22 protein-coding genes are annotated in these 22,213 nt (G+C 70.3%); 6 read left to right on the top strand and 16 right to left on the bottom strand.

Annotated features, from left to right (window positions below; all coding sequences use genetic code 11):
* Positions 1–101 precede the first annotated feature (101 nt).
* Genes ABZW60_RS30895 through ABZW60_RS30885 form a run of 3 tightly spaced genes read left to right on the top strand, consistent with a single transcriptional unit; the run spans position 102 to position 2,554 of the window.
* Positions 102–785, top strand: coding sequence for a hypothetical protein (locus tag ABZW60_RS30895; protein WP_355482748.1), 684 nt, complete (start codon positions 102–104; stop codon positions 783–785).
* Between the two features lie 48 nt (positions 786–833).
* The gene (locus ABZW60_RS30890; protein ID WP_355482746.1) at positions 834–1,472 is read left to right on the top strand and encodes a hypothetical protein; all 639 of its coding nucleotides are present in this window, start codon (positions 834–836) and stop codon (positions 1,470–1,472) included.
* Between the two features lie 50 nt (positions 1,473–1,522).
* Complete coding sequence (locus tag ABZW60_RS30885; protein ID WP_355482744.1) at positions 1,523–2,554, top strand: hypothetical protein; 1,032 nt, start codon at positions 1,523–1,525, stop codon at positions 2,552–2,554.
* 16 nt (positions 2,555–2,570) lie between these two features.
* Here the strand turns inward: ABZW60_RS30885 and ABZW60_RS30880 are convergent, their stop codons facing one another.
* The 8 genes from ABZW60_RS30880 to ABZW60_RS30845 form a co-directional block, all read right to left on the bottom strand.
* Entirely contained in the window at positions 2,571–3,692 is a 1,122-nt protein-coding gene (locus tag ABZW60_RS30880) for an 8-amino-7-oxononanoate synthase (RefSeq protein ID WP_355482743.1), read from the bottom strand.
* On the bottom strand, positions 3,692–5,005 hold the full coding sequence (locus ABZW60_RS30875) for an adenosylmethionine--8-amino-7-oxononanoate transaminase (RefSeq protein WP_355482741.1): 1,314 nt from the start codon (positions 5,003–5,005) through the stop codon (positions 3,692–3,694). The genes ABZW60_RS30880 and ABZW60_RS30875 overlap by 1 nt, the downstream gene beginning before the upstream one ends.
* An 86-nt stretch (positions 5,006–5,091) precedes the next feature.
* A complete protein-coding gene (locus tag ABZW60_RS30870; protein WP_355482739.1) occupies positions 5,092–6,033 on the bottom strand; it encodes a zeta toxin family protein in 942 nt (313 codons plus the stop codon).
* On the bottom strand, positions 6,026–6,364 hold the full coding sequence (locus tag ABZW60_RS30865) for a hypothetical protein (RefSeq protein WP_355482737.1): 339 nt from the start codon (positions 6,362–6,364) through the stop codon (positions 6,026–6,028). Before ABZW60_RS30865 ends, ABZW60_RS30870 begins: the two co-directional genes overlap by 8 nt.
* Before the next feature lie 26 nt (positions 6,365–6,390).
* Positions 6,391–6,579 (bottom strand): hypothetical protein, encoded by a 189-nt coding sequence (locus ABZW60_RS30860; protein WP_355482735.1) that lies wholly within the window; start codon positions 6,577–6,579, stop codon positions 6,391–6,393.
* Positions 6,576–7,571, bottom strand: coding sequence for a biotin synthase BioB (gene bioB, locus ABZW60_RS30855; RefSeq protein WP_355482734.1), 996 nt, complete (start codon positions 7,569–7,571; stop codon positions 6,576–6,578). Before bioB ends, ABZW60_RS30860 begins: the two co-directional genes overlap by 4 nt.
* 518 nt (positions 7,572–8,089) lie before the next feature.
* Positions 8,090–9,799, bottom strand: coding sequence for a GMC family oxidoreductase (locus ABZW60_RS30850; RefSeq protein ID WP_355482732.1), 1,710 nt, complete (start codon positions 9,797–9,799; stop codon positions 8,090–8,092).
* Positions 9,796–11,388 (bottom strand): succinic semialdehyde dehydrogenase, encoded by a 1,593-nt coding sequence (locus ABZW60_RS30845; protein ID WP_355482730.1) that lies wholly within the window; start codon positions 11,386–11,388, stop codon positions 9,796–9,798. Before ABZW60_RS30845 ends, ABZW60_RS30850 begins: the two co-directional genes overlap by 4 nt.
* Positions 11,389–11,479: 91 nt before the next feature.
* Between ABZW60_RS30845 and ABZW60_RS30840 the strand changes: the two genes are divergently transcribed.
* From ABZW60_RS30840 to ABZW60_RS30830, 3 genes are all read left to right on the top strand, one after another.
* Positions 11,480–12,928, top strand: coding sequence for a hypothetical protein (locus ABZW60_RS30840; RefSeq protein WP_355482729.1), 1,449 nt, complete (start codon positions 11,480–11,482; stop codon positions 12,926–12,928).
* Positions 12,929–13,000: 72 nt separating this feature from the next.
* Positions 13,001–13,567: a TIGR03086 family metal-binding protein gene (locus ABZW60_RS30835; protein ID WP_355482727.1), complete on the top strand. Its 567-nt coding sequence runs from the start codon at positions 13,001–13,003 to the stop codon at positions 13,565–13,567.
* The gene (locus tag ABZW60_RS30830; RefSeq protein ID WP_355482725.1) at positions 13,549–13,905 is read left to right on the top strand and encodes a nuclear transport factor 2 family protein; all 357 of its coding nucleotides are present in this window, start codon (positions 13,549–13,551) and stop codon (positions 13,903–13,905) included. Before ABZW60_RS30835 ends, ABZW60_RS30830 begins: the two co-directional genes overlap by 19 nt.
* On the opposite strand, the gene ABZW60_RS30825 is transcribed toward ABZW60_RS30830, so the two are convergent.
* From ABZW60_RS30825 to groL, 8 genes are all read right to left on the bottom strand, one after another.
* Entirely contained in the window at positions 13,902–14,300 is a 399-nt protein-coding gene (locus tag ABZW60_RS30825; protein WP_355482723.1) for a hypothetical protein, read from the bottom strand. The genes ABZW60_RS30830 and ABZW60_RS30825 overlap by 4 nt on opposite strands.
* Positions 14,301–14,322: 22 nt before the next feature.
* Positions 14,323–15,063: an acyl-CoA thioester hydrolase/BAAT C-terminal domain-containing protein gene (locus ABZW60_RS30820; RefSeq protein ID WP_355482722.1), complete on the bottom strand. Its 741-nt coding sequence runs from the start codon at positions 15,061–15,063 to the stop codon at positions 14,323–14,325.
* Entirely contained in the window at positions 15,060–16,166 is a 1,107-nt protein-coding gene (locus ABZW60_RS30815) for a GuaB3 family IMP dehydrogenase-related protein (protein ID WP_355482720.1), read from the bottom strand. Before ABZW60_RS30815 ends, ABZW60_RS30820 begins: the two co-directional genes overlap by 4 nt.
* Before the next feature lie 31 nt (positions 16,167–16,197).
* On the bottom strand, positions 16,198–17,712 hold the full coding sequence (gene guaB, locus ABZW60_RS30810; RefSeq protein ID WP_355482718.1) for an IMP dehydrogenase: 1,515 nt from the start codon (positions 17,710–17,712) through the stop codon (positions 16,198–16,200).
* Positions 17,713–17,844: 132 nt separating this feature from the next.
* Positions 17,845–19,281: a hypothetical protein gene (locus ABZW60_RS30805; RefSeq protein WP_355482717.1), complete on the bottom strand. Its 1,437-nt coding sequence runs from the start codon at positions 19,279–19,281 to the stop codon at positions 17,845–17,847.
* Complete coding sequence (gene shbA / locus ABZW60_RS30800) at positions 19,274–19,897, bottom strand: RNA polymerase sigma factor ShbA (protein WP_355482715.1); 624 nt, start codon at positions 19,895–19,897, stop codon at positions 19,274–19,276. The genes ABZW60_RS30805 and shbA overlap by 8 nt, the downstream gene beginning before the upstream one ends.
* Positions 19,898–20,053: 156 nt before the next feature.
* Positions 20,054–20,506 carry a GNAT family N-acetyltransferase gene (locus tag ABZW60_RS30795; protein ID WP_355482714.1) on the bottom strand — a complete coding sequence of 151 codons (453 nt, stop codon included), beginning with the start codon at positions 20,504–20,506 and terminating at the stop codon, positions 20,054–20,056.
* A gap of 87 nt (positions 20,507–20,593) precedes the next feature.
* Complete coding sequence (gene groL, locus ABZW60_RS30790; protein WP_355482712.1) at positions 20,594–22,213, bottom strand: chaperonin GroEL; 1,620 nt, start codon at positions 22,211–22,213, stop codon at positions 20,594–20,596.

The raw sequence follows: 22,213 nt of genomic DNA, 5'->3' as shown, positions 1-22,213 counted from the left end.
CCAGCTGCACGATGTCCGGTCCGCTGTCCTGCCGGGCCCTCTCCGCCGGACGCCACCGTTGGTGCTGTCTGGTGCGGATCTGGCCGCGAAGGGAGCGCGCGATGGTGGATGTGCCCGAGCGTCGGGTAGGACGAGTGATCACCGCGGTGACGCTGTCCGGATCGGACGTCGACGTGTGGTGGGAGCAGTTCCGCGAAGCCGGTCCACAACTGGACGGGGACGGAGGTCTGCCCGGATTCCGATCCGTGCTGGCGAGTGCTGCCGCCGACCGTGGCCTGCGAACGGCGGCAGAAGACTTCGAGCGTTACCTCGACCAGGAGTCGGGCGTGGACGAGAGCGTCCTCAAGCAGGTGCTGTCCCACGGCGCCGACCTGCCGGACATCTACCGCGAACTGACGCCCTTCAGCTGGGTGAGCGACGAGAGCTGGGACCAGCTCGACGATCTCTGGCCAAGAGCCTGGCCGAGCATCCTCCAGGGGCAGCTGGACTGGCGTTGGGGCGACTCCTGGCGCAGCGAACCCGATGCCTACAAGAAAGCCTGGCTGGACGGTCTGATGCCGGAGTTCGTCCTGGGCGGTGAGGCGGCGTTGCAGGAACCGGGTCCGGCGCCGGCCGTCACCGCCCCGGAAGAGCCGGCGCCCGATCCGGGTGCCGTCGCCGCCAAGGCGATGGACCTTGCCCGCCAGGCCGTCGCGGCGTACCGGGCGAGAAACCCCGGCGCTCCGGTTCCGCCCGACGACCTGGTGATCCGGCTGCTCAGCGAACGCATGAAGAACCGGATCTGACCCACACCCGAACTCCACGGCGGCCGGGCCGCCGGGAAAGGCATGGCGATGGCCATCGAATCTCTCCAGGAACTCGCCGGTCGGCAGGACAGCGACTCGGTCAAGGAAGCAACGCGTCAGGCGCTCTGGGAGCTGTACTACGGCGACCGCCGCAGCTCGCCGGACAGCGTCGACACCTTCAAGGATGAGCTCCGCCGGGAGCTCGAGAACTCGTCACAGCTCGACGAGAGCGAGCGGGACGAGACGATCAGCGCCCTCGCGGCGCAGGCCGACAGCGAGTACGGCGGTTCCGCCACCAATCTGGCCGTCGCCTTCCTGACCCTCTGCGGTTGGGTCACTGACGAGGACGCCGCGCTGCTGGGCGCCCGCGAGCTGTACCGCGAGCTGTGGTGGGACGAGAACACCAAGCGGTACTACGACGAGGCCGGCCAGTGGTACGACGCGGACCAGCAGCCGTTGCCGCCCGACGCAGCGCAGGAACCGGCGGCCGCGAGTACGGCCGGGTCCGGGCCGGTCGCGGATGAGCCGATCGATGCCGAATCCGCCCGGCAGCAGGTCTGGAACGAGATCCCGGCCCTCGCCACCCAGCTCGGGGTGACCGAGGAGGTACTGCGCGCCGAGTTCTCGAAGCTGACTCTCGACGAGGTCGACAGCGCCCTCCACGGCGACCTGACGCCGTCGGAGTGAGCCTCGCGCGCCCGGATCCCGAACCACGACCACAGAAGGACGGCTGAGCTATGACCAACAAGCATTCGGGCGGCATACCTCCGGTATCCACCGATCAGAACGACAAGGCGCGCAAGGGCCTGTTCAGGAGATTCGCCTCGCTGGGCAGTCGCGCCATGGACAGCGACTTCACGGCCAGAGCGTCGGACGAGCTGCTGGGCAGCGACCTGCGCAAAGCGGTGGGCATCCGGGGGCCGGGCGAAGGCCGGGACAAGGTGTGGGCGGCCGAGATCGACGCCTACCAGGAATCGAGGGCCGAGGAGATCCTCGGAGCCGACCGGGTGAAGGCCAAGGACGGCCACTACGCGCCCGCGGTGAACATCAACCCCGCGGCGACCATGCACCAGCGCGAGGAACGCCACGTCGAGCGGGTCAAGATGCCGGGTCGCGTGCTCCCGGTGCTCGCCGAGCCGCAGGGCGAGGCCTGGACGTCGAGGGGCGGCGGCGCGGACCTCGCCGACGACGGGACGACGCCGTACTACTGGGTCAACAACTCGCGAGCGATCATCGGCACCGACCAGGAGATCGAAGGCTTCTTCGACGAGCGCAACCAGGCCGGGTTCCGGATAGCGCTGACCGTGGACGGAGCGGACCGGCTGGGAATCCGGATCTCACCCTTCGTCCCGCTGCCCGAGGACAAGCAGTGGAAGATCCACGACCCGCAGACTCAGATCACCGCACACTTCGCCCGGTCACTCGGCAGTCTCGGCCTCGGCACGGGGATCGGCGCGGCGCAGATACCGGGCGGCAGCATCCCGATCGCCGACCTGGCCGACTTCTTCAACAACGTCCGCGAGACCGTCATGGGTCAGGCGTCGCAGCAGTCCGAGTACCGCAAGTGGACGGCCGGAATGAGGTTCCTGGTCGAGCTCAACCCCTACCAGGCGTTCAAGGACGACTCCGCGACGATGTCGGTGTGCAAGACGCTGGGTGTGCGTCATCCGCTCGTGATCGGTGGCAAGTCGTATCCGAGCATCAGTCTGAAGAACGTGTCCGATCAGGTGCTGCCGTTGCTGGAGACGCTGAAGGCGAAGATGCGATAGCCAGTCCGACGGAGCGCTACGAGCATTGCTCGATCGCGCCGGTGATCACCGAGCATGCCCGATCCAGGTCGGCCGCGGTGAGGCCGGCGTGGGCGGTGAGGCGGAGGCGGGAGATTCCGTCGGGGACGGAGGGTGGGCGGAAGCTGCCCACCCTCACGCCGTTGGTGAGGCAGTAGTCGGCGGCTTCGACAGTCTGTCGGGGGCCCGGCATGGGGATGGAGACGACGGCGCCTTGGGGTGCTGGGACCTTGCAGGCGGTTGCTAGGCGGGCGGTGGCCTGGTGGATGGTGGTGGGGCGGTGTGGCTCGGACTGCAGGATTCTCAGGGCGGTCAGAGCGGCGGCGCAGGCGGCTGGGTTGAGGGCTGTGTCGTAGATGAAGGGGCGGGAGCGGTTGATCAGGTGGTCGCGGAGGATGGGTGGGCCCAGGACTGCTCCGCCCTGGGAGGCCAGGGACTTGGAGAGGGTCATGGTGACGATGACGTGCTCGAGCCCGGCGAGGCCCGCCGCGTGGACGGAGCCGTGGCCGTTGCCGGTCACTCCTAGGCCGTGGGCCTCGTCGACGAGGAGTACGGCGTTGTGGGACTGGGTGAGCTTGGCTAGCTCGCGCAGGGGCGCCTCGTCGCTGAGGACGCTGAAGACGGACTCGGTCATCACCAGGGCGTGCGGTTCGTTGCGCTCGGCAAGTAACTTCGCGACGGCGTCCACGTCGTTGTGCGGGACGATCTCGACGCGGGAGCGGGCCAGGCGGCAGGCGTCGACGAGGGAGGCGTGGACGTGTTCGTCGGAGACCAGGAGGGTGCCGGGGCCGCCGAGGGCGGTGACCACGCCGAGGTTGGCGAGGTAGCCGGACGAGAAGATCAGCGCGGACTCCTGCCCGGCGTACGCCGCCAGCTCGGACTCGAGCTCCTCGTGGAGTTCCGTCGTACCGGTGACGAGGCGGGACGCGGTGGACCCTGTGCCCCAGGTGCGTACGGCGTCCGCGGCGGCCGCCACCACTCGTGGATCGCGGGCGAGGCCGAGGTAGTCGTTGCCCGCGAGGTCGATCAGGTCGGCGTTCGCGGCGCGGGCCCGCAGCCGCCGGGTCAGGCCGCGGGCTTCCAGCGCGGCGGCCTTCGGGGCGAGCCAGTCCTCCAGCATCAGCCGGCCTCCTCGACCGCTCCCGTGATCGCCGCGCCGATGGTGGCGATGTCCTCGTCGGTGCAGACGTACGGCGGCATCGTGTAGACGAGGTCGCGGAACGGCCGCACCCACACGCCCCGCCGCAGCGCCGCCTCGGTCATCCGCGGCAGATCCACCGGCCCTCCGAGCTGCACGACGCCGACGGCGCCGACCACCCGCACCTCCTTGACCGCAGGCAGGTCCCGCGCCGCGGAGAGCCCGGCCGACAGGCCGTCCGAGATCTGCGCCACTCGCCCGGCCCAGTCCTGGGACAGCAGCAGATCGATCGACGCCTGCGCGACCGCGCAGGCCAGCGGGTTCGCCATGAACGTAGGACCGTGCATCAACGCGCCGCCCGGCCCGTTCGACACCGTGTGCGCGACGTCCGTCGTACACAGCATCGCCGCCAGCGTCAGATAACCGCCAGTCAACGCCTTGCCGACGCACAGGATGTCGGGGTCGACGCCGGCGTGCTCGGACGCGAACATCGTGCCGGTCCGGCCGAACCCGGTCGCGATCTCGTCGAAGATCAGCAGGAACCCGTGCCGGTCGGCGAGCTCGCGCAGAACGCGCAGGCAGGCCGGGCTGTAGGGGTACATCCCGCCGGCGCCCTGCAGCACCGGCTCCACGACGATGCCGGCGATCGAGCCGGAGTGCTCCGCGGCCAGCGCGGCCATCGCGTCGGCCCAGGACCGCAGCTCCGGGTCGTCGTCCGGGCGGTCGAAGCCGGCGGGCGGTTGCGGGCCGAAGACCTGTTCCTTCAAGGCGCCGGTGAACAGCGAGTGCATGCCGTTGACCGGGTCGCAGACGCTCATCGGGGCGAACGTGTCGCCGTGGTACCCGCCGCGGACGGTCAGCATCCGCGTCCGGCCGTGGTTGCCGCGCGCAACCTGGTACTGCAGGGCGAGCTTGATCGCCACCTCGACCGAGACCGATCCCGAGTCGCAGAAGAACACGTGCCGCAGCGGCTCCGGCGTGATCTCCACCAGCCGGTCCGCCAGCCGGATCGCCGGCTCGTGGGTCAGCCCACCGAACATCACGTGGCTGAAGTCGTCGGCCTGACGCTTGAGGGCCGCGTCGAGCACCGGGTTCCGGTAGCCGTGGATCATGCACCACCACGACGCCATCGCGTCGATCGCCTCGACGGTCCCGCCCGCGCCGTCGTCCAGCCGCAACCGCACCCCGGACGCGCCCCGGACCATCCGCACCGGCGACGGCTCGGTCAGCGAGGAGTACGGGTGCCAGAGCACCTCCGCGTCCCGCTGTTGCCACGCATTCACCGACTGTGACACGGTCCTCCTCCGTCCTGAGGATTCCCAACGGTAATCGCTCAGCACCCGGCGAATCCCCGCAGGTGCCCGCGATGTGACCAGCACCTCTAGAACGCCGTGCCGGCCTTCGCGATGTGGAGGGTCACCGCCAGTGGGTCGAGGCGGGGCTTCGCCAAGGACATCAGAGCCCGGGCGCCGTCGACGGACTCGTCGCGGATCCACTGGACGGGAGCCGACAGGCCGAAGCGCTCGACCGCGCTGGTGGCGTCGAGGAAGTCGCGGGACTCGGCGACCGACCAGGCGCGTTCCCGCTCCCAGGTGATCGCGTCCGCGGCGCGCGGCGGTTGCTGCCAGTCGGGGTCACGCTCGTTGCCGTAGACCAGCTGCCCGTCCGGCCGCAGTACGCCGACCCGGTCCGCCCAGTCGCCCTCGTCGAGCAGCTCGGCCGCCCGCAGCACACCGGCGTACCCGGCGTCGTGGCGGCTCTGCGTGACGAGCCGGCCGAAGCCGAAGGCCTCCAGTGCGCGGATATGGCGCTGCAGTACGCCGAGGCGGCTGACCGCCTCGTGCACCGCGAGCAGGGCGACCTCGACCTGGTAGCCCGCCGCCTTGAACGCGCGGGCCGACGCCGCGAAGGCCTCCGGGTCGGTCAGTTCAGTCTCGATGACGGCGTCGTACCGCTGCTCGGCGACCAGTTCCTCGGCCCGGGCCAGCCAGCGCAGCCCGTCGGCCTCGACATACCGGTCAGCGGTGGAGGGCTCGTCGGTGATGGGCTCGTGCAGCCGCGGGTGGTACGCCTCGAGGGCGAAGCTGCTCAGGACGACCGGACGGCCGCGACGCGACAGCACGGCCTTGACCAGCGCGGTGATCGACGCCTTGCCGTCGCCGGGCTGACCGGCGACGAAGACCACCAGCGGGTCGTCCTGCGGGGCGCCGGCGAGCCGGTCGGGAACGATCCGCTCGCGGAAGATGCGGTCACTGTCCGCGTCGCTCAACGCGAAGTCACGCGGCCAGCCGTCGCTCGGCGAGAACCGGTCCTGCTCAGTCACCCGGGCCATCCTGCCCGCTCGGCTCCTCCTCGTCCTCGTCGTCGACGCTGAGGAGTCTGTCGGCGTCCTCGCGGACCCGGTTGACGGCACGGGTGTCGAGCGGGTCGAGCTGCTCGCCGCGCGCCACCCAGGCGGCCTGATCGGCGCGCCACGCCGCGATCATGTCCTGGTTGGGTTCGTCGGCGGCCTCGGCCTCGGCGATCCCCTGGGCGTAGGCCCCGACCGCCTGCCGGACCGCTTCGAGAGCGATCTCGTACCCGAAGATCTGCGCGGTCGTCCACCTCGCCTTACCCAGCGCCGGAAGCACCGTCAGGTCGGCGAGATTACCCACAGATTAACGATATCCGACGCCCCGGGTCAGCCCGCGGTCAGGACGCCGTGGACGGAGCAGCGGGCCGACCAGCCCATCGGGTGGACCTGGACGACCATCCGGCGGCGGCAGGTGCCGCAGTACCTCGGCGGTTCCAGCGCCAGCGCCCGGCGGCAGTCCTCGTGACCGCCGTCGGCGAGCTCGCGGCCGCAGCGGCCGCAGTACGTCTCGGTCACAGCGTCTTCTGGAGTTCCTTGACCGGCATCTTCAGCTCGGCGAGCAGGTCCAGGTCCGCGGTCGCGGGGCGGCCGAGCGTGGTCAGATAGTTCCCGACGATGACCGCGTTGATCCCGCCGAGCAGACCCTCGCGGGTGCCCAGGTCACCCAGCGTCAGCTCCCGGCCGCCGGCGTACCGCAGGACCGTCCGCGGCATCGCCAGCCGGAACGCGGCGATGGTGCGCAGCGCGTCCTTGCCGTCCATCACGTCCAGGTCGCCGAACGGCGTCCCCGGGCGCGGGTTGAGGAAGTTCAGCGGGACCTCGTGCGGGTCGAGCTCGGCGAGCTGGGCGGCGAGCTCGGCGCGCTGCTCCAGCGACTCGCCCATCCCGACCAGGCCGCCGCAGCACAGCTCCATGCCGGACTCGCGCACCATCAGGCAGGTCTCCCAGCGCTCCTCGAACGAGTGCGTGGTGACGACGTCGCCGAAGTACGAGCGGGCCGACTCGAGGTTGTGGTTGTAGCGGTGCACACCCCAGGACTTCAGCTCGTCGACCTGCGCCTGGGTCAGCATCCCGAGCGAGCAGGCGATGTTGATGTCGACCTCGGCGTTGATCGCCTCGATACCGGCCTTCACCTGGGACATCAGCCGCTCGTCGGGCCCGCGGACCGCGGCCACGATGCAGAACTCGGTGGCGCCGGTCTTCGCGGTCTCCTTGGCGGCCTCGACGAGCTCGGGGATGTTCAGCCAGACCGCCCGCACCGGCGAGGTGAACTGGCCGGACTGCGAGCAGAAGTGGCAGTCCTCGGGGCAGCCGCCGGTCTTCAGCGAGATGATCCCCTCGACCTCGACCTCCTCGCCGCACCACTTCACCCGGACGTCGTGGGCGAGGGCGAGCAGTTCGGGCAGCCGCTCGTCGGGGGTTCGGAGAACCTCGACCAGTTGCTCCTGGCTCAGCCCGACGCCCTGCTCCAGAACCTGCTCACGTGCCACGTCCAGGATCTCGCTCATGCCTTCTCCTGCCTCAACTCAACGGTCGGGCTCACAGTAGGTCAGAGGGGGACGCCGGGGCTGCGGCGGGCGTCACGTGGAACAGATGCACCCGGAGTGCCTCATCGCCACTCTCCGCACTCTCCCGGAAAAGTTTCTGGATTTTCTGAGAAACCTCGTAACCCCCTGTAGAAGGGCTCGTTGATGTGTACGAAGGCGGTTACCGCAAGGAAGACCGCCACCTGATTACCAAGAGCGACAAGGCCGATCATTACGATCAGCACGCAGAGTGGTCACAAGGCCTGAAGCTCGCGGAAATCGGATGTAAGGTAGTAACCAAGAGCTCGGGTCGCCAGCTGTGGTTGGTGACCCGATCCCAAAGCGCCGGGCGCCTCACCCCGGCTTGAGTGGGTCCCTCGGGAAACGATTTGGGCGGAAACGTTCCCGAGGGACCTGCTCCCTTTTCCGGACCTTTTCACTAAGGCCTCAGCAACTTACTGCTGAGGCTTTTTCATTTGCTTTCTTTTCTCACCGCTTTGTTACGGCTCCGTCACAGACTGCTTCGGGAAGATCGGCAGCCGCAGCGCGCCCGGGGCCTCGGCCGGTACGACGGGGTGCGCCGGCCGCACCGGCTGCACGCGTTCGTACGCCGACCCGACCGCAGGGCGGGTGTCGTCGTCGCCCTTGTTCGGCCAGAACGACAGGGCCCGCTCGGCCTGGGCGGTGATCGTCAGCGACGGGTTGACGCCGAGGTTCGCGGAGATCGTCGAGCCGTCGACGATGTGCAGGCCGTCGTACCCGTAGACCCGGTGGTACGGGTCCACGACGCCGGTCGCGGGCGAATCGCCGATCGCGCAGCCGCCGATGAAGTGCGCCGTCATCGGCACGTTGAACGGCTCGCCGATGGTGCCGCCCGGCGTACCGTTCATCAGCCGGGCCATCCGCCGGACCACCTGGTTCGCGACCGGGATCCAGGACGGGTTCGGCGCACCGTGGCCCTGTCTCGACGTCAGCCGCCAGCGGCCCAGCCGGTCCCGCTTGCCGAACGTCGTGATCGAGTTGTCCGCGGTCTGCATCACCAGCGCGATCACGGTCCGCTCCGACCAGTGCTTCAGGTCGTACAGCCGCCGGATGTTCTTCCGCTGCACGCCGAGCTCCCGCAACCAGGTCCGCCAGCGCGGCTTGTCCCCGTCGCCGTCGGTCAGCACGGTCTGCAGCAGCGACATCGCGTTGCTGCCCTTCCCGTACCGCACCGGCTCGATGTGGGTGATCTCGTCGGGGTGGAACGACGACGTGATCGCGACCCCGTAGCTGTAGTCGACGTCGCGGTCGCGGGAGATCGCGCCGAGCAGCGACTCCGAGTTCGTCCGGGTGAGGACGCCGAGCCGCTCCGACAGCCGCGGCAGCTTGCCCTCGTCGCGGAGCCGGTGCAGCAACTTCGCTGTGCCCAGCGCCGAGGCGGCGAAGACGACCTGCCGCGCGGTGAACCGGCGGGTGGCCTTCTTGTTCGACGTCCGCCGGGTGTCGATCGCGTACCCGCCGCCTGATGCTTCGGGGAGCGGCTCGACCGACGTGACCGTGGTCAGCGAGTAGACCTCGGCGCCGGCCTTCTCGGCCAGGTACAGGTAGTTCTTCGTCAGCGTGTTCTTCGCGTTGTGCCGGCAGCCGGTCATGCACTCGCCGCAGTTCACACAGCCGGTACGCCGGGGGCCCGCGCCACCGAAGTACGGGTCGTCGACCTCCACACCGGGCTCGCCGAAGAAGACACCGACCGGTGTCGGGTGGAACGTGTCGCCGACGCCCATCTCGTCGGCGACCTGCTTCATCACCTTGTCGGCCGGCGTGAACCCCGGGTACGTCGTGACGCCGAGCATCCGCTTCGCCTGGTCGTAGTACGGCGCCAGCTCGGACCGCCAGTCGGTGATGTGCGCCCACTGCCGGTCGGTGTAGAACGCGGGCAGCGGCTCGTAGAGCGTGTTCGCGTAGACCAGGCTGCCGCCGCCGACCCCGGCGCCGGACAGGATGATCACGTCGCGCAGCGCGCTGATCCGCTGGATCCCGTACATCCCGAGCTTCGGGGCGAACAGGAACCGCTTGCCGTCCCACGAGTTCTTCGCGAACGCGGCGTCCTCGAACCGCGCCCCGGCCTCCAGGACGGCGACCCGGTAGCCCTTCTCGGTCAGCCGCAGCGCCGAGACCGACCCGCCGAAGCCGGACCCGATGATCACGACGTCGTAGTCGTAGGTCATGGACGGCCGATCTTCTTGAGCACCCGCAGCGCGCCGGTCATCAGCTCGGCGAACTTCTCGTCGGACAGGCCGTGCGAGGCGGCGATCGGGATCAGCCGCTGGGTGGCGATCGCCTGCGGTTCGACGTACCGGCGGATGCCCTCGACACCCTGGCGCCGGCCGAGACCGGACTGGCGCATGCCGCCCATCGGGGTGTCGATCGAGCCGAACGTCGCGCCGTAGCCCTCGTTGACGTTGACCGTGCCGGCCATCAGCTGCGCCGCGACCGCGCGGCCGCGGCGGCCGTCCCGGGTCCAGACGCTCGCGTTCAGCCCGTACTCGCCCTCGTTCGCGCGCTGGATCGCCTCGGACTCGTCGGAGAACCGGTAGATCGACACGACCGGGCCGAAGGTCTCGGTGTCGAAGCACTCCATCGCCGGGGTGACGCCGGACAGCACGGTCGGCTCGTAGAACAGCGGCCCGATATCCGGTCGCGGCTTCCCGCCGGCCAGCACGGTCGCGCCCTTCGACCGCGCGTCCTCGACGTGCTTGGTCACGGTCTCCAGCTGCGCCTTCGAGATCAGCGAGCCCATGTCGACGTCCCAGCCGGTGCCGGCGCTCAGGCGAAGCTTCTTGACCCGGTCCACGAACGCGGTCACGAACGCGTCGTACACCTGGTCGGCGACGTACAGCCGCTCCATCGAGACGCACAGCTGGCCGGCGTTCGCGAAGCAGGCCCGGACGGCGCCTTCCGCGGCCCGGTGGATGTCGGCGTCCCGCAGGACCAGCATCGGGTTCTTGCCGCCGAGCTCGAGGCTGCAGCCGATCAGCCGCTCGCCGGCCTGCTTCGCCACCAGCCGGCCGGTCCTGGTCGAGCCGGTGAAGCAGATGTAGTCGGCGTTCTGGATCAGCGCGCCGCCGACCGTCGGGCCGTCACCGTTCACCGCGATCCACGCCTCGCGCGGCAGACCCGCCTCGTACAGCAGCTCGATGCCGCGCAGCGCGGTCAGCGGGGTCTGGCTGTCGGGTTTGTGGACGACCGTGTTGCCGGCCAGGATCGCCGGCAGCCCGTCGGAGATCGCCATCGTCAGCGGGTAGTTCCACGGCGAGATGATGCCGACGACACCCTTCGGGACGAAGCGCGTCTCGGCGCGGGTCAGCAGCGGGAAGATCCCGAGCTTGCGCTGCGGCTCGAGCAGCTCGAACGCCTTGCGGCCGTAGTACCGCGCGGTGAGCGCGACGTGGGCGAGCTCCTCGAACGCCTGCTTCCGGGCCTTGCCGGACTCGCGGATGATCAGGTCGACCAGCTCGTGCCGGTGGTCGAGAACCAGGTCGTGGTACCGCAGCAGGATCGCGGCGCGCTCGGCGAGCGGCACCCGCCGCCAGGTCTGCTGGGTCCTGCGGGCGGTCCGGACCGCCACGACCACGTCGTCCGCGCTCGAGACCGGCAGGTCCGCGATCGGCTGCCCGGTGGCCGGCGCGTACGACGTCCGGGTGCCGGCCGTGGCGTGCAGCAGCCCTGACAACCGGCGGATGACCGACTGGTCGGTCGCGTACGACGCGGTGGGGTCGAGCTCCGGATCCGCGGGAATCGACGTCTGGTCGCTCATGCCTGAAGGCTACCTGCCGGTAATAGCGGCTGTCAGTATCAGAGGACCGTTAAGCTGAGCGGCTGAACCTGCGAAGGGGTGGAACGTCAAGATGGTGGACAGCGGGGGGCTCTGGACGCCTCCTGAGGACGAGCTCGGCGAGGCGCTGCAGACAGCCCAGGTGCTGATCGAGGAAGGCCGGGCCGACGAGGCGGGGCCGTACCAGCAGCGGGTCATCGAGCTGGCCAGGGAGCGGGCCGAGGGGCACCCGAACCACTACGAGGCCAAGCACCTGATGGCCGCGACGCAGTACGAGCTGGCCGGCTCGCTGAACGCCTCCGGCCGGCACGAGGAGGCGCTGGCCGCGCTGCACGAGGCGCAACTCGGCTACACCGAGCTCCAGGACGCCGGCGTGCTGGACGCCACCTGCTTCCTCGCCGACGTCCGTGCCCGGCGCGCGATGACGCAGGCGCACCGCGGCCATGGCGCCACCGCCGTTCTGGAGATGGACGGCGCGGTGATCGCGTACGGCCAGCTCGTCGGCGGCGAGGACGGTCTCAAGCACCAGCCCGACTTCGCCCGGGTGCTCGCGATGAACGCGCTCATCCTCCGCCGCTACGGCGACCCCGCGCTCGCGGTCGCGTCCGCCGACGCGGCGACCCAGCTGTTCCTGCAGCTCGCGGACCAGATCAACGAGAGCCCGCAGTCGCTGTCCTACGCCCGCTACCTGTGTACGGCGACCGCGGTGTCGGCCGACGTCCACGCCGCCGAGGGCCGGCTGGACCTCGCGCTCGAGGCGGACGAGATCGGGCTCACCACGGCCGACACGCTGGCCGACTCCGACTCGACGACCGACATGCGCACGCTGGTCGCCGCCCTGGTGCGCAAGGGCAAGCACCTCGGCATCGTCGGCCGCCTGGAGGGCGAGGCCTGCCTGCGGACGGCGTACGACACCGACGCCGAGACGGCGACCCGCGTGGTCGAGGAGCTGGACCGGGGCCTGCCGCTGACGCTGGTCGCCGCGCTGGAGAACGCGGAGATCAAGCTCGGGCCGTTCGAGCAGTACCACCGCCTGGTCGCGCTGAGCGAGCCCGCGCCGGGGATGACGCTGGCGACCGTGTCCGGCCGGACGGACCCGGAGTCGGCGGCGCAGCGCGCGTCCGAGCTCGCCGAGCTGGTGCGGCCGCTGCTGACCCAGGACGGGGACACCGCGCTGACGCTGGGGCTGGAGGCGCACTACCTGTTCGCGATCTCGTCCGAGCGCGAGTCGCACCGGATGCGGTTCCAGACCGCGACGTACGTGCCGATCTGGGCGCAGCTGCTGCTCGATATCTCCGACGCGTATTTCAAGGCCGGGCGGACCGAGATCGCGCTCGACCTCGGCGGCTGGTGCGCGGAGGTGGCCACCGCGCTGATCCCGTTCGCCGACGACAACGAGGCGATGAAGGAGCTGGCCGGGGCCTGCTACCGGCACCACGGCAACCTGCTGGCCGCCACCGGCGACCTGGCGGCCTCGTACCACGCCCACGAGGCGGCGGAGCAGCTCCAGCTCGGCCGTTGAGGGCCGGTAAGGCCCCGGCGGCTTGACGCGCTTTCCGCCCGGACGGACGCTGGCGCTGAAAGGGGGAGGGTCATGGATGTCGTAGAGCTGCACAACCGCACGGTCGCGAACTTCGCGGCACTGGCCTCCGGGGTGGCCGCGGACCAGTGGTCGGAGCCGACCCCGTGCTCGGACTGGGACGTCCGCGCACTGGTGAACCATGTGGTCGGCGAGGAGCGCTGGACCAGGCCGCTGATGGAGGGCAGGACGATCGCCGAGGTCGGGGACACCCTCGACGGCGATCTGCTCGGGGACGACCCGTCCGGCGCGGCGTCGGCCGCGGCCGAGGACGCCCAGGTCGCCGCGAACCTGCCGATCGACAAGGTGCACCTGTCGTACGGCGACGAGGATCCGGAGGAGTACCTGCGGCAACTCGCGGCCGACCACCTGGTGCACGGGTGGGACCTGGCCGTGGCGACCGGCGCACCGCCGCGGATGGACGCCGACCTCGTCGACGAGGTCGCGGCCTGGTTCGCGAAACGCGAGGAGCTCTACCGCTCGGCCGGCATGATCGGCGAGCACCTCGACGGCTTCACCGAACCCACCGACGCGCTGCTGGCGGCCTTCGGAAGGAACCCGCGGTGGAGCCCGGCGCCGTAGTCGACCGGTTCGGCGACGCGTTCGACCACTGTGACCTGGAGACGGTGATGTCGCTGGTCACCGACGACATCGTGTTCGAGTCCACGTCGCCGTCCCCGGACGGCGGGCGCTTCGAGGGCGCCGACGCCGTCCGGGCGGAGTGGGCGAAGCTGTTCGCGAACACCGCCGAGCCGCACTTCGAGACCGAGGAGACCGTGCTGCTCGGCGATCGGGCCGTGGTGCGCTGGCGGTACTCGTGGCGGACCGACTCCGGCGACCGCGGGCACGTGCGCGGCGTCGACGTCCTGCGCCTCCGGGACGGGAGGATCGCGGAGAAGCTGTCCTACGTGAAGGGCTAGTCCTGGAGCTCGGTCTTGAGGGCGCCGACGAACAGGCCGGCTTCGGCCTCGGTCATGCCGGTCTCGGAGACCACCAGCGCGGTCGCCTGGTGGAGCTCGCCCGCGGCCTTGAGGGCGCGGGTGCGCTCGGCCAGGTTGGTGCCGGGCCGGCGGACCAGCGGCGTCCCGGTGGTCGGCGGCACATACCGCCCGAGGCGGATGTCGTCGACCAGCTCCTTGGAGTGCTTGAGATCCAGGCCGGTCCGGTCACGGATCAGCTTGACCGCGTGCACCGCCTTCTTGGTGGTGATCAGGAACCGCACCTGATCGACGTCGTCCGGGGTCAGTCGGCCTCGCGCCGCGGCGAGGGCAACATTGTCCGTGTCCTGGCTGCTCCGTCGGCTGAACATTCCCATGCCGCAATCCTTCCAGACCCCATCAAGCCGGGTGAACTCGAAGCACGTCGCCGAGCAACCGGAGGATCTCGGGCCAGGCCAGACCGCCCAGCTCCCGGTCGGCAGCGTCCGTACCACCGCGCGCCATCCGCTGCCCCGCGGTCTTCGGCTCCTCCCCCGGCAGCACCGCCCGATGCCCGGCCGCCGGAACCGTGATCATCCGCGTTGTCAGGTCGCCTCGGCGCCGCGCGATCTCCTCGGCGAACTCGACCGCCGGCCACACCTGGTCGTCGCCACCCGCGACCAGCAGCACCTCGCAGATGCGCTCCACCGGGATCCGGGCGCGCTCGGCGTCGGCGCAGGTCCGCACGCTCTGCCGGTACAACCCGACGTAGCTCGGCGGGTCGTCGTCCGGCTCCCAGTCCGGGTCGAACGGTACGAACGGCAGCGGCTCTCCCTGCCAGGTCCACGCCGACCGCTGGCTGCCGTCGTCCAGCACGCGGCCCCAGACGTAGGCGCTCGGCGCGAACGCGACCACCGCGTCCACGCGCTCGTCCAGCGCTCCCAGCAGCAAAGCCGCCTCGGCGCCCCACGAGCTGCCCATCACGACCAGGCGATCGTTGTGGGCCAGCTCGTCCAGCGGGAACGACTCGAGCGGCACCTCGTGCGTGACACGCCATCGCGGCGCGAGCACGTCGTACCCCTCCGCCTCGAGGAGACGCGCACGGTCGACGTCCGGCGCACCGCTCGAGCCGTGCAGGAGCAGGACGCCGGTGCTGCTCAACCGACGACGACCTCGACCCGCTGGAACTCCTTGAGCTCCGTGTAGCCGGTGGTGGCCATCGCGCGCTTGAGGGCGCCGACCAGGTTCATCGTGCCGTCCGGGACCCAGGACGGGCCGAACAGGATCTGCTCCATGGTGCCGGTGACCCCGACCTCGACCCGCTCGCCGCGGGGCAGGTCCTGGTGCCACGCCTCGGCGCCCCAGTGGTACCCGCCGCCGGGGGCGTCGCTCGCGCGGGCCAGCGGCGAACCGACCATGACCGCGTCCGCGCCGCAGGCGATCGCCTTCGCGACGTCACCGGACCGGCCGACCGAGCCGTCCGCGATGACGTGCACATACCGCCCGCCGGACTCGTCCATGTAGTCCCGCCGGGCCGCGGCCACGTCGGCGACCGCGGACGCCATCGGCACCGCGACGCCGAGCACCTTCCGGGTGGTGTGCGCGGCGCCGCCGCCGAAGCCGACGAGGACACCCGCCGCGCCGGTCCGCATCAGGTGCAGCGCGGCCTGGTGGGTCGCACAGCCGCCGACGATCACCGGGACGTCGAGGTCGTAGATGAACTGCTTCAGGTTCAGCGGCTCCGCCTGCCCGGACACGTGCTCGGCGGACACCGTCGTGCCGCGGATGACGAACAGGTCGACCCCCGCGTCCACGACGTGCTTGGCGAACTGCTTGGTGCGCTGCGGCGACAGCGCGCCGGCCACCGTGACACCGGAGTCACGGATCTCCTGCACCCGCTGGGAGATCAGCTCGGGCTTGATCGGCGCCGCGTAGATCTCCTGCAGCCGGTGCGTCGCCTGCTGCGCGTCGAGGGTGGTGATCTCCTCGAGCAGGCCGGCCGGGTTCTCGTACCGCGTCCAGAGGCCTTCGAGGTTGAGGACACCGAGACCGCCGGCCTTGCCGATCGCGATCGCGGTGGCCGGCGACATCACCGAGTCCATCGGCGCGGCCAGGATCGGCAGCTCGAACCGGTACGCGTCGATCTGCCAGGCGACCGAGACCTCCTCGGGGTCCCGCGTCCGGCGCGACGGCACGATCGCGATGTCGTCGAACGCGTACGCCTGCCGGCCGCGCTTGGCCCGGCCGATCTCGATCTCGGTCATCTGGTGTCCTAACGGGTGTGTGCAGGCGGGGTCAGCGGCCGGAGTAGTTCGGCGCCTCGACCGTCATCTGGATGTCGTGCGGGTGGGACTCCTGCAGGCCGGCGGAGGTGATCCGGACGAAGCGGCCCTTCTCCTGCAGCTCGGCCACCGTCCGGGCGCCCGTGTACCACATCGACTGCCGGAGGCCGCCGACCAGCTGGTGCGCGACGGCCGACAGCGGGCCGCGATACGGCACCTGGCCCTCGACGCCCTCGGCGATCAGCTTCTCGTCGCCGCTGCCGTCGTGCTGGAAGTAGCGGTCCTTCGAGTACGACTTGCGCAGGCCGCCGGCCGACGACATCGCACCCAGCGAACCCATCCCGCGGTACGCCTTGAACTGCTTGCCGTTGATGAACACCAGGTCGCCCGGCGACTCCTCGCACCCGGCGAGCAGCGAGCCCAGCATGACGGTGTCCGCACCCGCGACGAGCGCCTTGGCGATGTCACCGGAATACTGCAGGCCGCCGTCGCCGATCACCGGCACACCGGCCGGCTTGCAGGCCAGCGACGCCTCGTAGATCGCGGTGACCTGCGGGACACCGACGCCGGACACGACCCGCGTCGTGCAGATCGAGCCCGGGCCGACGCCGACCTTGACGCCGTCCGCGCCCGCGTCGACCAGCGCCTGCGCGCCCGCGCGGGTGCCGACGTTGCCGCCGACGACGTCCACGCCGCGGGTGGCCGGGTCGGCCTTCAGCTTGCGGATGATCTCGATCTGGGCCTGGGAGTGACCGTGCGCGGTGTCCACCACGAGCACGTCGACGCCGGCCTCGACCAGCGTCATGGCCCGCTTGTAGGCCTCGCCGAAGAAGCCGATCGCGGCGCCGACCATCAGCCGGCCGGTGCCGTCCTTGGTGGACAGCGGGAACTTGTCGCGCTTGACGAAGTCCTTCAGCGTGATCAGCCCGGTGAGCTTGCCGGCCTCGTCGACCAGCGGCAGCTTCTCCACCTTGTGCTTGCTGAGCAGCGCCATCGCGTCGTCGGCGGCGATGCCCTGCCTGCCGGTGATCAACGGCTGCTTGGTCATCACCTCGCGGACCGGCCGGGACAGGTCGGTCTCGAAGCGCATGTCGCGGTTGGTGACGATGCCGACCAGGACGCCGGCGTCGTCCACCACCGGGACGCCGGAGATCCGGTACTGCGCGCAGAGCGCGTCGGCCTCGCCGATGGAGGCGTCCGGGCCGATGGTGATCGGCTGCGCGATCATGCCGGACTCGGAGCGCTTGACGAGGTCGACCTGCTGGGCCTGGTCCTCGATCGAGAGGTTGCGGTGCAGAACGCCGAGGCCGCCCTGGCGCGCCATCGCGATCGCCATCCGGGCCTCGGTGACGGTGTCCATCGCGCTGGACACCAGCGGGATGTTGACCTCGACGTTACGACTCAGCCGGGACCGGGTGACGGCCTCGGACGGGATGACGTCGGACTCGTTGGGCTGCAGCAGCACGTCGTCGAAGGTGAGGCCGAGGACGGCGAACTTGTCGGGAACTCCAGCGGGGGTGATGTCCATGGGGAAAACGAGCACCTTTTGTACGGCGACAACGGGACCCCATCCTATCCGCGCCGTCGCCAGGCCCCGAATCCGCCGTCCACAGGGCTCCGCCCGCCGCGGTCGCGCGACGGGCGGTGCGTGGCCGGGTGGTTACCGGATCGGCTTGTTGACGACGTCGAGGATCTGCAGCAGGCTCGCATCCGCCGTGGAACCGTGGGTCCGGGCGATCGCGGCGTGCTTGCCCTCGGCGTACTGGCCGCTGGAGTGCTTGCCCGTCGGGTAGTTCTTGCGGACCGAGCCCGTGGTGACCTTCCCGCTCGAGTGCTTGCCGTTCGCGGCCGACTTGGCGCTCTTGGCCGACTTGCGGGTCGTGATCGCCTTCGCCGTCGCGTCGGGAGTGCCGAAGAACTGCTCGGCGGTCTCGTTCGGCACCGGCAGGCCGGTCGGCGTCGGCAGGACCTCCTGGATCTTCTCGACCAGTTCCTCCACCTGCTGCTGGACCTGCTCGGTCTGCTCCGGGACCTGCGTGACCGGGCTGCTCGGCTTCGTGTCGTCGCCGGAGGTGTCACTGGTACCGGTGCTGTCCGAACCGGGCGGCGTGGTCTCCTCACCACCGGTCTGACCATCGCCGGACCCCGCGCTCGGCGTACCGGTCGGGTCGCTCACCGTGTTGTCGCCGGTGCCGGTGCCGGTGTCGCCCGTACCGGTGTCACCGGTGCCGGTCTCGCCGTTGGCCGGCGGCGGGGTCGGCGTCGTCGTGTCGGTCGGCGTCGGAGTGGGTGTCGTCGTGTCGGTCGGCTCTTCGGTCGGCGTCGACGGCGGCGTGTCCGGCGGGTTCTCGGTCTTGGTGTCGGTCGGCTCGTCGGTCTTGGTACCGGTCGGCTCGTCCGTCTTCTCGTCGGTCGGCTTCGGCGTCGCCGTGACCTCGGTCGTCGGCTTGACCGGCTCCTGCGTCTTCTGCTCGTCGGTCGGCAGGACGTACGGCCACTCGCGGCTCGCGACCGGCTTGTCCTCCGGCTGGACGACCTCCGGCGTGCCCTTCAGGTCCTGCGCCTGCGGGTCGTCGTCACCGGCCACCCCGTCCTTGCCGGACTGGGCGGCGTGCTCGGCCTTGGCCTTCTCCTTGAAGTCCTTGCCGACCTTGACGATCTTGCTCCGGTCCACGACCGGCGAACCGTCGACGTTCTCCTTCGGGAAGCTGGTCTGCGGGCGGACCGCGTCGACCATCTTCTCGATGACCTTCTCGTACGGCGACAACGGATCGCCGGTGACCGCCGCGGCCACCCCGGAGACCGACAGCGCGGCCACCGCGGCGACGCCGAAGGCCAGACCGCGGGTCGCCACCTTGCGGGCGAACGGGTCGGTCATCGGGTTGAGCGCGGCGCAGCGCGCCAGGAAGCTCTCCGGATCGTCGATGGTCTCCACCGGGAGCTCGTCCTCGACCTCCACCGCGAGCCGCAGATCGGCCAGCAGTGCGACGGCCGGGTCGTGCTCGCCCGCCGAGCGGGCGGACTCCCCACCGGCGGCAAGCAGATCGAGCAGTGCGTCATCGGCCTCGATCGCGTCCAGGTCGAATCGGTCAGCCATGATGCCCCTCCCCTGCTCTTCCTCGTTCCAGCTGTGTTTCATGCCCCACGAACCCCCTGAGCGTGTTCAACGCCCGATGCTGTGCGACCCTCACCGCCCCCGGTGTCATCCCCAGTGCCCGGCCGGTCTCCTCGGCTGACATCCCCGCGACGACGCGAAGGCGCAGGATCTCCCGCAGTTTCTCCGGCAGCTTGTCCAGCAGGCCCATGATGTGCTGGACCTCGGACTGCCGAACCGCGCGCTCCTCCGGCGTCGGTGACTCGTCCGCGCCGTCCGGCAGGTCCGGCGTCGAGACGTCGGCGACCGCGAACGCACGCTGGGCATCGGCGACCTTGCGGGCCGCGATGCCGTAGACGAAAGCCTCGAAAGGCCTCCCCTCGTCGCGGTACCGGCCCAGCGCGCCGAAGACCGCGACACATACCTCTTGTGCGACGTCGTCGACCATGTCGGCGCCGCCGGGATAGGTCCACAGACGGGACCGTACGTAGCGGTGCGCCACAGCGCGCACCCTGGTGAGCAGGTCGTTGAGAGCTGTGCGGTCCCCGTCGCCGGCCAGCGCGGCAAGATCCCTGAGCTCGACCCGGTCGTGGGTGTCAGGTACTCGGACCTCTGTCACCCCTCGCCCCCTCGTGTTCGGACCGGTCAGCTCGAAAGATGGTACGGCGCTCAACTCTCGTTGCATAGTGGCAATTCGTGGTCAACCCAGGGTTTTTGTCACGATCTGTCACTACTGGCTGGTTCGGATCCCGTACCGGTCGATTTTCCGCTCTGATCAGCGCGGCGCGGTGAAGCGGATGAGTTCGGAGGCCTGGTCGCCGCCCCAGTCGATCGGGGTACGGCCGGCCTCCAGCCATCCCGCCCGGCGGTAGAGGTGGACGGCGGCGCCGCGGTTGTCCACCACCTCGAGCGACAGCGGCCGCCCGAGCTCCGCGGCCGTCTTCACACAGTGATCGAGCAGTTGGCGGCCGATGCCCTGACGTGCCGCCGCCGGGTCCACGAACAGCCGCTCGACCTCGGCACCGTCGCCGGCCTCCGTCAGCACCACATGCCCGGCAACCCGCCCGACGCCGGTCACGGCGACCCAGCACCCGAGGGCCGCCTCCGGTGTCAGCCACAGCTCCGGGTCGGCGGGCCAGTTGATCGGGTAGCCGGCGCGCTCGTGCACCGACCTCAACAGCTCGACACACACCGGCAGGTCCTCGGCACGACGCTCGCGAATCAGCACAAGGACCAATGAGAACAGAGCACCGCCCGGCAGTTGCCTGCCGGGCGGTGCTCTGTGCGTGCTGTGCTGTCGAACTACTGCCTGAGGTCAGTGACCGTGGCCGTGGCCGTGACCGGCCGCGGCGGGCTCCTCTTCCTCGGGCTTGTCGACGACCAGGGTCTCGGTCGTCAGCAGCAGCGCGGCGATCGAGCCGGCGTTGGCGAGCGCGGACCGGGTCACCTTGACCGGGTCCAGGACGCCGGTACCGAGCAGGTCGCCGTACTCACCGGTGGCCGCGTTGAAGCCGTTGCCCGGCTCCAGCTCGGACACCTTGGCCACCACGACGTACCCCTCGTAGCCGCCGTTCTCGGCGATCCAGCGCAGCGGCTCGACGACCGCCTTGCGGACGATCCGGACACCGGTCGCCTCGTCGCCGGCGAGCTCGAGCTCCTTGTCGAGCACCGAGGCCGCGTGCACCAGGGCGGAGCCGCCACCGGCGACGATGCCCTCCTCGATCGCGGCGCGGGTCGCGGACACCGCGTCCTCGATCCGGTGCTTCTTCTCCTTCAGCTCGACCTCGGTGGCCGCGCCGACCTTGATCACGCAGACGCCGCCGGCCAGCTTGGCCAGCCGCTCCTGCAGCTTCTCGCGGTCCCAGTCGGAGTCGGTGCGCTCGATCTCGGACTTGATCTGGCTGACCCGGCCCTCGATGTCCTCGGCCTTGCCGGAACCCTCGACGACGGTCGTGTTGTCCTTCGAGACCACGATCCGGCGGGCCGAACCGAGCACCTCGAGGCCGACCTGGTCGAGCTTCAGCCCGACCTCGGGGGCGACGACCTGCGCGCCGGTGAGCGCGGCCAGGTCCTCCAGCATCGCCTTGCGGCGGTCACCGAAGCCCGGCGCCTTGACGGCGACGGAGGTGAAGTTGCCGCGGATCTTGTTCACCACCAGGGTGGACAGCGCCTCGGCCTCGACGTCCTCGGCGATGATCAGCAGCGTCTTGCCGGACTGCACGACCTTCTCCAGCAGCGGCAGCAGGTCCGCGATCGCGGAGATCTTGCCCTGGTGGATCAGGATGTACGGGTCCTCCAGCACCGCTTCGCCGGCCTCGGCGTCGGTGATGAAGTACGGCGAGATGTAGCCCTTGTCGAACTGCATGCCCTCGGTGAACTCGAGCTCGGTCCCGAAGGTGTTCGACTCCTCGACGGTGATCACACCGTCCTTGCCGACCTTGTCGAACGCGTCCGCGATCAGCGCGCCGATCTCGGCGTCGCGGGCGGAGATGGTCGCGACGTGGGCCATGTCGCCCTTGTCGTCGACCGGCTTCGCGGTGTCCACCAGCTTGGCCGACACGGCCTCGACGGCCGCCTCGATACCGCGCTTGAGGCCCATCGGGTTGGCGCCGGCGGCGACCGCCCGGAGGCCCTCGTGCACCAGCGCCTGCGCCAGCACCGTCGCGGTGGTGGTGCCGTCACCGGCGATGTCGTTGGTCTTGGTGGCGACCTCCTTGGTCAGCTGCGCACCAAGGTTCTCGAACGGGTCGTCCAGCTCGACCTCACGGGCGACGGTGACACCGTCGTTGGTGATGGTCGGGGCGCCCCACTTCTTGTCCAGGACGACGTAACGGCCCTTCGGGCCGAGCGTCACCTTCACCGTGTTCGCGAGCTTGTCGACGCCGCGCTCCAGCGCGCGCCGCGCGTTCTCGTCGAACTCGAGGATCTTCGGCAT

Origin of the sequence: Kribbella sp. NPDC003557 (assembly GCF_040610805.1) — a bacterium.
Classification (GTDB): Bacteria; Actinomycetota; Actinomycetes; order Propionibacteriales; family Kribbellaceae; genus Kribbella.
Note: the sequence above shows the minus strand (reverse complement) of the source record. Positions and strands in the feature narration are given on the sequence as shown.

What these genes read in the sequence shown, in the direction of transcription:
- guaB (WP_355482718.1), bottom strand. Translation starts at nt 17,712, where the DNA reads ATGGACATCACCCCCGCTGGAGTTCCCGACAAGTTCGCCGTCCTCGGC.
- ABZW60_RS30815 (WP_355482720.1), bottom strand. Translation starts at nt 16,166, where the DNA reads ATGACCGAGATCGAGATCGGCCGGGCCAAGCGCGGCCGGCAGGCGTAC.
- ABZW60_RS30885 (WP_355482744.1), top strand. Translation starts at nt 1,523, where the DNA reads ATGACCAACAAGCATTCGGGCGGCATACCTCCGGTATCCACCGATCAG.
- ABZW60_RS30880 (WP_355482743.1), bottom strand. Translation starts at nt 3,692, where the DNA reads ATGCTGGAGGACTGGCTCGCCCCGAAGGCCGCCGCGCTGGAAGCCCGC.
- ABZW60_RS30845 (WP_355482730.1), bottom strand. Translation starts at nt 11,388, where the DNA reads ATGAGCGACCAGACGTCGATTCCCGCGGATCCGGAGCTCGACCCCACC.
- ABZW60_RS30850 (WP_355482732.1), bottom strand. Translation starts at nt 9,799, where the DNA reads ATGACCTACGACTACGACGTCGTGATCATCGGGTCCGGCTTCGGCGGG.
- ABZW60_RS30825 (WP_355482723.1), bottom strand. Translation starts at nt 14,300, where the DNA reads ATGGGAATGTTCAGCCGACGGAGCAGCCAGGACACGGACAATGTTGCC.
- groL (WP_355482712.1), bottom strand. Translation starts at nt 22,213, where the DNA reads ATGCCGAAGATCCTCGAGTTCGACGAGAACGCGCGGCGCGCGCTGGAG.
- ABZW60_RS30895 (WP_355482748.1), top strand. Translation starts at nt 102, where the DNA reads ATGGTGGATGTGCCCGAGCGTCGGGTAGGACGAGTGATCACCGCGGTG.
- ABZW60_RS30835 (WP_355482727.1), top strand. Translation starts at nt 13,001, where the DNA reads ATGGATGTCGTAGAGCTGCACAACCGCACGGTCGCGAACTTCGCGGCA.
- ABZW60_RS30805 (WP_355482717.1), bottom strand. Translation starts at nt 19,281, where the DNA reads ATGGCTGACCGATTCGACCTGGACGCGATCGAGGCCGATGACGCACTG.
- ABZW60_RS30840 (WP_355482729.1), top strand. Translation starts at nt 11,480, where the DNA reads ATGGTGGACAGCGGGGGGCTCTGGACGCCTCCTGAGGACGAGCTCGGC.
- ABZW60_RS30890 (WP_355482746.1), top strand. Translation starts at nt 834, where the DNA reads ATGGCCATCGAATCTCTCCAGGAACTCGCCGGTCGGCAGGACAGCGAC.
- bioB (WP_355482734.1), bottom strand. Translation starts at nt 7,571, where the DNA reads ATGAGCGAGATCCTGGACGTGGCACGTGAGCAGGTTCTGGAGCAGGGC.